Below are 8,053 nucleotides of genomic sequence, written 5' to 3' on the forward strand. Positions count from 1 at the left end.
GATCGAGATGGAGCTAAAAGCCGCTTAACCCGTCCACTTTATCGGGGGAAGATCAGTGGCTTATCTATTGAATTGATCGACGAGACCGCGTTCAAGGATCTGCTAATCATAAAGGATGTGCGTAACGCCTTCGCGCACACCACCTAGTATGTCCATTTTTCACAAGAGCCGATCACAGCCAAATGCCGCAACCTGTCCAATTGGATCGGGGATCCGCAGGATGCCTTCTACACGCGAGGTCTCGAGCTATTCGACGAGATCAGCAAGGCGATGGACAGATTTATCTACGCCAAAGCAATTCGACAGGCGCCCTTGCCGATCGTAGACGAAGAAGGGTAGCTGCGTCCCTCGGACGGCTACTCGTCCACTTCGGCGACTTCCGAGATGTTAGGAGGCGCCGTGGTCCGAAGTAGCTGCACCGACCTTACCTCGCCTTCGACCTCACGGAAGGCTAACTCCATCCAAATCGATTCACGGCCATTGAGTGCATCGAATAGCGCCGTTCGATCGTCGCCCGAGAACATGTTGTCGACGAATTTGATACGGTACTGAGATTTCTTGTCAGGCGTGCTGATCAGTAAGCTCAATTCGTGTGGATTGCTCGTGTTGATGTCCAGGACCCGCATTCGCTGCCTCGCAATTCGTACTTCCGGCTTCTTGCGCGGCGACGTCCTGAGCAAGTCTGCTTCTTGGCGTGTGAGATGCGTCCCGTTGATGGAACTCTCGGTCGTCTTCGATGCGGCCTTTAAGAGAGCCTCGTTAGTAGCCGTGAGGGCTTCAACCGCTCTAGCACCAATCTCGCCCTGCTTTTCGAGTGTCTCGATGATCTTCTTTAGGGCATCGATCTGGCCGCTCGAACCGAGGCTTAGCGCTTTCAGCGCCTCAATGTGATCCTTGCTTTTGAGCTCTTCGAGTTGGACGACCTTGCGTGCCTCCAACCACGAACTCCAACCCCATCCGGTGGCCACCAGTCCAGCAAAGGCGACAAGAACGATCGCCGCTTGTTTTCCGGTCATTTTTCCGATCATGGTTTTCAAAAGCCCTGGAAGAATTCTTTCTAATTTGGCTGTGAGATTGGAGCTGCCATTGGTAACAACCACGCTGATCTCGAGAGAGGCGCGATATCGCTCAGAGAGCTGCCCAGCGTCAGCGACACCTGACGAGGCCTGCGCGGCCAGCTGGTAGATCTGCTTTTGCAACTCAAGGAACGCCTCCATAAATGGCGGGCTGATGCTCGATGACACTTCCGGGTGCGGAATGTGAATATGAATCTCAGGCCAAGTACCAATCTCAATATCTTCAAACTCAGGACTGAAGGGGTCTGCGATTGCTTGAAGTTGTTGCAGCACCGCCAAAACAGCTTCCGGCTTGTCTGCTCGTAGCGTAATAGCCACTGAAACGTCTCCCCCCGCAAATGACCGGATTATCTGGGGATTCCGGCCGTTCTGGCAAGAGAGAACGTCGCGGCCACTACTTTAGGTTAATGGCTCCGCAGCTCATAAATCGTCGCCCATCCGTGGGGCACGGCACTACTGAACACCACGAAGCCAGCGCGTCAGCCCATGTAGCGCGCCACCAGCTGCATGCCGGCGCTCGTGCCGTACCAGGTCATGCTGGCATTGTTGAGCGCTATCATTTGCTCGAGCGAGGTGGCCACGTTGATGCCGATCGCGGCCGACGCCGTGTAGCTCGCCTCGCTCGTGCCGTGCAGAAGCATGTCGATGCTTGCACCATCAATTCGCTGGCCGGCTTCGCCAATCATTCCAGAATAGGCGTTCGTCGCGTTCCAACCGATACCGACGCGCCACTGCGAGATGACCTGACTTGTTGCAGATGCAGACCCGCCTTGAACATACTGCTTGAAGAAGATCTCAAATTCTTCTTCGGGAAGGCCAGCAAATACGGTCAACGAGTTTGCGGTGCTGTTATTCGACGGCCGCGTCGTGCCGCCATACCGTTCATCGGCTATTCAGCGCCTCGATCGTACGTTGCGCCGAGGAGACGATCATGATCGCCAGCATTGCCGCCGCTGCGCTCGCCATTCACATCGGGACCGTAGCGGTAAAGGACACTCCGCCCCAGGTTCAGGCTGTTCAATACCGGGTCCCGGTTAAACCGCCTCCGTGCGGCCACGGTTGGGACGTGAGCGCCCGTGACGGCATGTGCTATCCAAACGGGTATCTTCCTCCTCAGGAACAGGCTGCGCGGCAGTACTACTATCGTGGTGGCGGAGGCTACGGCCGACATCCAGTCCCCTGTGGCCATGGCGCGGACCTCGATATTCGAGACGGGCAATGCTACCCGACTGGTACCGTACCGCCACAGTTTCAGCAGGGCCGACAGGGGTACTACGGCTACGACGAGTATGAACGTCGCCCAAGACGCGGTTATTATTGATTAGCCCGCCAGCGTTGGATTGCGGGTCGCGGAATAGTCTTCGCTCCGGCGCTCGAATTGTCGCGACGTCTCCTTCACCTCCCGCAGGCGATTGGGGCAGAGCGACTTCAACTCCTGGCATCGGCGCGCTTCAGCGCACCCAAACCGGCTGGCGGTGCTGATCTCCGGCTTGGTCGGGGTGGTGCTGCTCTTCCCGTTCGGGATATTCCGGTTTTGATGTTCAAGTCGGTACTCTTCGCTCCGACAGCAATCGTGGGAACCCGTTGAGCATCCAACGCGTTTAGACGCGAATGCGAATTGCGAGGTCCACCTGCTTCAGAGTTCATCGACCCTGGTCCCCGGCGACACCGTCTGGCGGCGGTGCGAAGCGCGGCGCGTGGCGGTTCTCAACGATGCCGCCGATTATTTCGCGGCTTTGCGGGACGCGCTGCTGGAGGCGCATGAGCTCGTCTACATCATCGGATGGGATATCCATAGCGAGACCCGGCTGGTCGGAGCGTCCGGGCGCGCGGATGACGGCTTGCCTGAACAGCTCGGCCCGTTCCTGCGCGCGCTGGTCCAACGTCGACCTGCCTTGCGGATCAACATTCTCGTCTGGGACTTCGTCTCGTTCTATGCCTCCGAAAGGGAGTGGAATTCGTCGGCGAAGTTTACCGCCGACACGGATGGCCGCGTTCGATTTCAGCTGGATTCCACGCTTCCGTTCGGATCGGCCCAACACCAGAAGATCGTCTGTGTCGACGGTTCGCTGGCGTTCGTGGGCGGGCTCGATCTGACCATCAGGCGCTGGGATACGAGCGACCATTGCGCCGATCTCGCGCTGCGCTGCGACCCGCAGGGCAAGCCATACCCGCCGTTCCACGATGTTCAATGCCTGGTCGACGGCGATGCCGCGACGCAGCTGTTCGAACTCGTGGAGCAGCGTTGGCGTGCGGCAGGTCAACAGGTCGATGATCGGTGCGCGCTGAAGAGGATCCCTTGGCCGGCGAATGTGCCTGTTGAGGCCGAGCACCTGCCGGTGGGGATCGCCAGGACCGAGGTGGTCTGTCCGGCCGGCTCGACCATCAGGGAGGTCGAACGCTCATTCATCGCAGCGATCCGGTCCGCGACGAGCTTCGTGTACATCGAAAACCAGTTCACCAGCGCGACCAGGATGGCGCGCGAACTGGCGGAGCAGATGCTTCGCGTGCCTTCGCTTCGGGTTCTGATCGTCGCGCCAAAGCTGCATTCGTCGTGGCTGGAGTCCCAGGCCATGCAGAACGGCCGAGGTGCCTTCATCGACTGCTTCAGCGCGGCGGGGGTCGCCGATCGTATCCGCTTCGTCCACCCGGTCTCACGCAGCGGGGATGCCGAAGCTGCCGTCATGGTGCACAGCAAGCTCATGATCGTCGATGACCGGATCTTGAGGATCGGCTCGGCCAACCTGAACAATCGGTCGATGGGCGCCGACAGCGAATGTGACCTGATTTTTGAAGCTGGATCCGACGAGCATCGGAATTTCATTGCGTCGGTTCGGCGTCGCCTGATAGCCCATTTCTGCGGTCTCGATGAACAGACGCTCGCGCGAAATGAGGATCGTCTTTTTGCTCTCCTCGAGGACGTCTCGAGAGGTGAGGGGACGAAGACGCTGCGGAAAGTGGAATCTTCGGGTGTGACCAGTACACTGGCAACGATGGTTCAGCCGGTGGCGGACCCAGAGGGGCCTCTTCATTTGGAGCGGGCGGCATCGCGCATGTGGAGCACGAAGACGATAATCGGGATCGTATCGATCGCCGTCGCGCTCCTTGGGCTGGCGCTGGCCTGGTCGTACTCTTCCTTGAGCGGTTTCGCCGACTCCGGTCGCATTTCGACGCTCCTGGCTGTCTATTCGCAATCCATCTGGGGGCCATTCTTCGCGATCGCAGCTTTCGTCGTCGGCGGACTGGTCGTGTTTCCGATTCTCGTGCTCATTGCGGCAACCGCTGCTGCACTCGGGCCATGGCTGGGTTTCTTCACTGCAATGGCTGGCGCCTTGCTCAGCGCCCTCGTCCTTTTCTCAATCGGACGGATACTCGGTCGAGAGCGCCTCCAACGTCTGCTCGGACGACGCGCAGCGCGCATCCAGGAGCGCATTGTGGGCAAAGGCATCCTGGCCGTCGTCGTCATCAGGATGATTCCCGTCGCGCCGTACTCGGTGGTGAATGTCGTGGCCGGTGCGAGCACGCTGCCGCTTCGTGACTTCATGGTTGGAACGCTGCTGGGGATCACGCCCGGTATCCTCGCCATGGCCGTTCTGGGAGCTCAGATCGCGGATCTGGCCAGGAATGCGTCCTGGAGCAGCTTGGTGCTCCTGGCGCTGGCGTTTCTGGGCTGGCTCGGGATCTGCGCGGGCGCACAATTCCTGGCGACGTGGCTCGCCGGGAGGCGCTGATGGCGTCCATGCGTTTCATGACGTGGAATGTGCATGGCACCTTCAATCTCAACCCGACGTTCGATCTGGAAGGTGTTTGCTCCATCATTCGCAAGTGGACCCCGGACGTCGTCGCGCTTCAGGAGGTCGATTCGCGATCGCGCTCGGACGATCCCTTTGCGAAGCTGGCGAGTGTCGTCGGGGATCACCGCGTCCACGCCAAGTCGATTGTCACTGGGGACGGCGACTACGGCCAGATGCTGCTGAGCCGCTTTCCGTTCTCCGGCGTTCCGGAGATCGTCGATGTGTCGTTTCGGGAGCGGGAGCCGCGCAGGGCGATTGCCACGGGACTGCTGACACCGGCCGGCGATGTGCGCGTGGTGGCCACCCATCTCGGCCTCAGCATCCATGAGCGCTACGCGCAAGCTCAAACCCTGGCCAGCCTGGTGAGGCCTGCAAGGACCGTCGTCCTCGGCGATTTCAATGATTGGTTCTGGGTGAAATCGGTGCGACGCGTGCTCGCACAGGTTTGCCCGCACCGGACGCGGCTGCGGACTTTCCCGGCGCGGCTGCCGGTTCTGCGGCTTGATCGAATCTATGCGACGGCCGACAGCCGGATCGGGTCAGTGTGGACCGATGCAGAGGCGAGGGCCTATTCAGATCATTTGCCCGTGATTGCGGACATCGAGATCTAGATACCCTCCGCCTGTACAGCCGCCGATCGTGACCAGCGCCTCCTCATGTGCCGGGATGGCGCCACTCCGTACATCGCCGAGGCAATGAGGACCGTCTCCACGGCACCCCATTGGGCGTCGCGCAGGTCTCTTTGGGCTGGAGCGCCGAACGCAGCAACTTCAGCTCTTGGTATCAGTGCCCTTCAGAGCGTCCCACGCGGCCTTATTGGCTTGATCGAACGCCTTCCGGGATTCGGCGAGCGCGGCGCTCAGGACCGACCAGGATTCGCTGCCGGCCTGCTTCAGCTTCTGCAACCGTGCTTCCGCTTCGGACGCATCGGATTTCATCTGCTTGAGTGCGGCTTCGACGTCGGCGGCGCGGGCCGTGGCGACTTTGCCCGCGGCCTCGCGGAACTTGTCCGCTGCTTCGCCCCAAGCCTTGGCCTGTGCCGCCGCGACGTCCTTGAACGTCGCCTGTTGCTGCTCGAACTCTCGGCCGGCGCTTTCGAAGAAGGTCTTCACCTGGGCTTCGAATCCGGCCCATTGCTTTTCCAGATCCGTCTTGGCGCTGGCCCAAGCGGCTTCGCCCGCGTCCGCCTGGGTCTTGAGCATGGCCTGAAACTCGTCGCGACGCTGCTTCAGGTCGGACAGCAACTGATCCGTCTTGACCTTGGATTCGGCCTTGGCCTGGCCGGCCTTGGACTCGAAGGAGGCCAATGCGGCATCCATTTCGTCGATCCGCTCCTTGGCCCAATTGAGGTAAAAGTGCACGCTGCTCTGCTGTGACATGGCCGCCTCCGTTGAATTGCGGGATGGAAGATTCCAGAGCCGGGGCCTGCCCGTGTTGACCTGTCTCAATCGTCGTGTGTTCTCATCGCCCCTCGACGCTTAAAAGGGCTTTTCGTGATTTCGAAAAGACGTTGTGCCGGCGGAACTTAGCTACTGTGCATGGGGTTGTTTTTGCGAGTCCGGGGCGGGCGGCCTTCGGACGGCTCGATCAACGTGCTGGAGGCCCTGGCTGGCCGAGGTTTTTGCCGGTAAGGATCTGAGGTCGTGGACGTCTCGGTTCGGCTCAGCCACGCGCCGGGTCCGGCCGATGGAACCCTTTGGCCGCCGCCGCGTTGTCTCGCCATGACTGAAGACCTTTCCTTCCGACGCAAACCCCTGACCCCTGAGCAGCGCCACGCGCGCGATGCCGCACGCCGGATCGAGGCTGAAAAGGCCATGCGCGATCATGAAGCGGCGCAGAAGGCGTTTTACGCCAACAAGGAACGGCTGAGGGCCGAACGGCTGGCGCGCGAAGCGGCAGAAGCGGCAGCGGAAAAGGGCTGACCCGCTCGACGGCCGATCTCTGAATCACTTCCGCTTGGAGGAGTCCCGCCGGCCCTAGTGCCGCCTGGACGTCCTTTTTGCGCCCAAGGCCAGCTTGAGCGCCTGGACCGCCTCTGCGAATGCGCCACGGGGCGCTTGTGACTCGATCGCTTCGGCCGCAATGCGGCAATCGTCAGCGACCTTCAGCAGCCCGCTTCTCGCGAGGTCCATGGTGGAGAGGGCGGCCTGCTCCAGGCAGACCCGTTCAAGCCTTCGAAACTCCCGCAGCTCTCTGTTCATGCGTCAGCTCTCGATGTCCCCCGCATCATGCGGCGCTGAGTCTGCTTAACGAATCGTAAACATTCTCCGACTTAGCCGGAATGACTGGTGCGGGGCTGGTGCGTCGCGTGCGTCCGCCTGGGCGCATCGGCAGGCTTGACGGCGTTCGGCTTCCGGGAGGAAGCTTCAACATCATCCTGAACTGACCTGAACCACGGAGACGTTCACCTCCAGCGCATCCCGTCCTCATCAGCGAACCAGAATGGAGCTGACCATGACCACGTTCGACAAGCGCGAGCAGGGCTTTGAGGCCAAATTCGCCCACGACGAGGAGTTCATGTTCAAGGCCGCCGCGCGGTCCAACAAGCTGCTTGGGCTATGGGCCGCAGGCCAGCTTGGGCTCAGCGGCGATGCCGCGGCAAGCTACGCGACCTCGCTGGTGACGGACCATCTGGGGAGCCGAACCATCGAGGACGTCGTCGGCAAGGTGTCGGGCGATCTCGCGGATAAAGGCGTCGGGCGCGAGCAGGTCGCGCAGAAGCTTCAGGAGTGCCTGCACCAGGCGCTGGCGCAGCTCGAAGCGGACAAGCAGTGAGGCCGGCGGCCGTCGCGCGACGGCCGGAAGCGGGGAGGTCGGGAGTGTCCGGGAGCGGCTTTGGCAGATGTTCCGGCGCAATCGCATGCGCGGTGTCAATCCTGGTTTGCGCGGGCGGCGCCGAGGTCTCGGCGACGTCACTGACGCCGTTTCGCTACGAGGCGCAGGCGCAGCGCTATTGCCCGCGGGACCGGGTCGTCTGGCTGGATTTCAGGAAAGGCGTCTACTACGGCAAAGGTCAGAAGCAGTATGGCCAGGGCTTCGACGGCAGCTTCGTCTGCCTGAGCGAGGCTCGCGACAGCTCCTATCGCCGTTCGCTGTTGGGTCTGCGCTGAGCGGCACGTGACCCCGGCTGCGGATTCCGACGAAGTCGCCCGGGTGTACCGATATGAAGTCGCCCGGGGATTC

The 8,053-nt window shown here is 61.2% G+C and carries 9 protein-coding genes; 5 read left to right on the forward strand and 4 right to left on the reverse strand.

The features are described 5' to 3' along the window. Positions 1–356: 356 nt before the first annotated feature. Positions 357–1,394, reverse strand: a complete 1,038-nt coding sequence (locus AX729_RS07335) for a hypothetical protein (protein ID WP_156456780.1) — start codon at positions 1,392–1,394, stop codon at positions 357–359. A 161-nt stretch (positions 1,395–1,555) separates the two neighbouring features. Beyond that, positions 1,556–1,909 carry a hypothetical protein gene (locus AX729_RS39450; RefSeq protein ID WP_156456781.1) on the reverse strand — a complete coding sequence of 118 codons (354 nt, stop codon included), beginning with the start codon at positions 1,907–1,909 and terminating at the stop codon, positions 1,556–1,558. Positions 1,910–2,773: 864 nt separating this feature from the next. On the opposite strand from AX729_RS39450, the gene AX729_RS07350 reads away from it, so the two are divergent. After that, a complete protein-coding gene (locus AX729_RS07350) occupies positions 2,774–4,807 on the forward strand; it encodes a VTT domain-containing protein (RefSeq protein ID WP_061021559.1) in 2,034 nt (677 codons plus the stop codon). After that, positions 4,807–5,481, forward strand: a complete 675-nt coding sequence (locus AX729_RS07355; RefSeq protein WP_061021561.1) for an endonuclease/exonuclease/phosphatase family protein — start codon at positions 4,807–4,809, stop codon at positions 5,479–5,481. The genes AX729_RS07350 and AX729_RS07355 overlap by 1 nt, the downstream gene beginning before the upstream one ends. A 159-nt stretch (positions 5,482–5,640) precedes the next feature. On the opposite strand, the gene AX729_RS07360 is transcribed toward AX729_RS07355, so the two are convergent. Next, positions 5,641–6,249 (reverse strand): sll1863 family stress response protein, encoded by a 609-nt coding sequence (locus tag AX729_RS07360; RefSeq protein WP_061021563.1) that lies wholly within the window; start codon positions 6,247–6,249, stop codon positions 5,641–5,643. A 342-nt stretch (positions 6,250–6,591) separates the two neighbouring features. On the opposite strand from AX729_RS07360, the gene AX729_RS07365 reads away from it, so the two are divergent. Beyond that, positions 6,592–6,792, forward strand: a complete 201-nt coding sequence (locus AX729_RS07365; RefSeq protein ID WP_061021565.1) for a hypothetical protein — start codon at positions 6,592–6,594, stop codon at positions 6,790–6,792. A 54-nt stretch (positions 6,793–6,846) separates the two neighbouring features. On the opposite strand, the gene AX729_RS41640 is transcribed toward AX729_RS07365, so the two are convergent. Next, entirely contained in the window at positions 6,847–7,071 is a 225-nt protein-coding gene (locus AX729_RS41640) for a hypothetical protein (RefSeq protein ID WP_061021567.1), read from the reverse strand. A gap of 253 nt (positions 7,072–7,324) precedes the next feature. On the opposite strand from AX729_RS41640, the gene AX729_RS07375 reads away from it, so the two are divergent. Then, a complete protein-coding gene (locus AX729_RS07375; protein ID WP_061021571.1) occupies positions 7,325–7,645 on the forward strand; it encodes a DUF1476 domain-containing protein in 321 nt (106 codons plus the stop codon). Between the two features lie 44 nt (positions 7,646–7,689). Continuing rightward, positions 7,690–7,980, forward strand: a complete 291-nt coding sequence (locus AX729_RS07380; protein WP_061021569.1) for a hypothetical protein — start codon at positions 7,690–7,692, stop codon at positions 7,978–7,980. Positions 7,981–8,053: the final 73 nt, after the last annotated feature.

The sequence above is a fragment of the Bradyrhizobium sp. CCH5-F6 genome, assembly GCF_001556045.1.
Taxonomy (GTDB): domain Bacteria; phylum Pseudomonadota; class Alphaproteobacteria; order Rhizobiales; family Xanthobacteraceae; genus Bradyrhizobium.

Coding starts and splice junctions, on each gene's coding strand:
- AX729_RS07355 (WP_061021561.1), top strand. CDS start 4,807: ATGGCGTCCATGCGTTTCATGACGTGGAATGTGCATGGCACCTTCAAT.
- AX729_RS07360 (WP_061021563.1), bottom strand. CDS start 6,249: ATGTCACAGCAGAGCAGCGTGCACTTTTACCTCAATTGGGCCAAGGAG.
- AX729_RS07365 (WP_061021565.1), top strand. CDS start 6,592: ATGACTGAAGACCTTTCCTTCCGACGCAAACCCCTGACCCCTGAGCAG.
- AX729_RS41640 (WP_061021567.1), bottom strand. CDS start 7,071: ATGAACAGAGAGCTGCGGGAGTTTCGAAGGCTTGAACGGGTCTGCCTG.
- AX729_RS07375 (WP_061021571.1), top strand. CDS start 7,325: ATGACCACGTTCGACAAGCGCGAGCAGGGCTTTGAGGCCAAATTCGCC.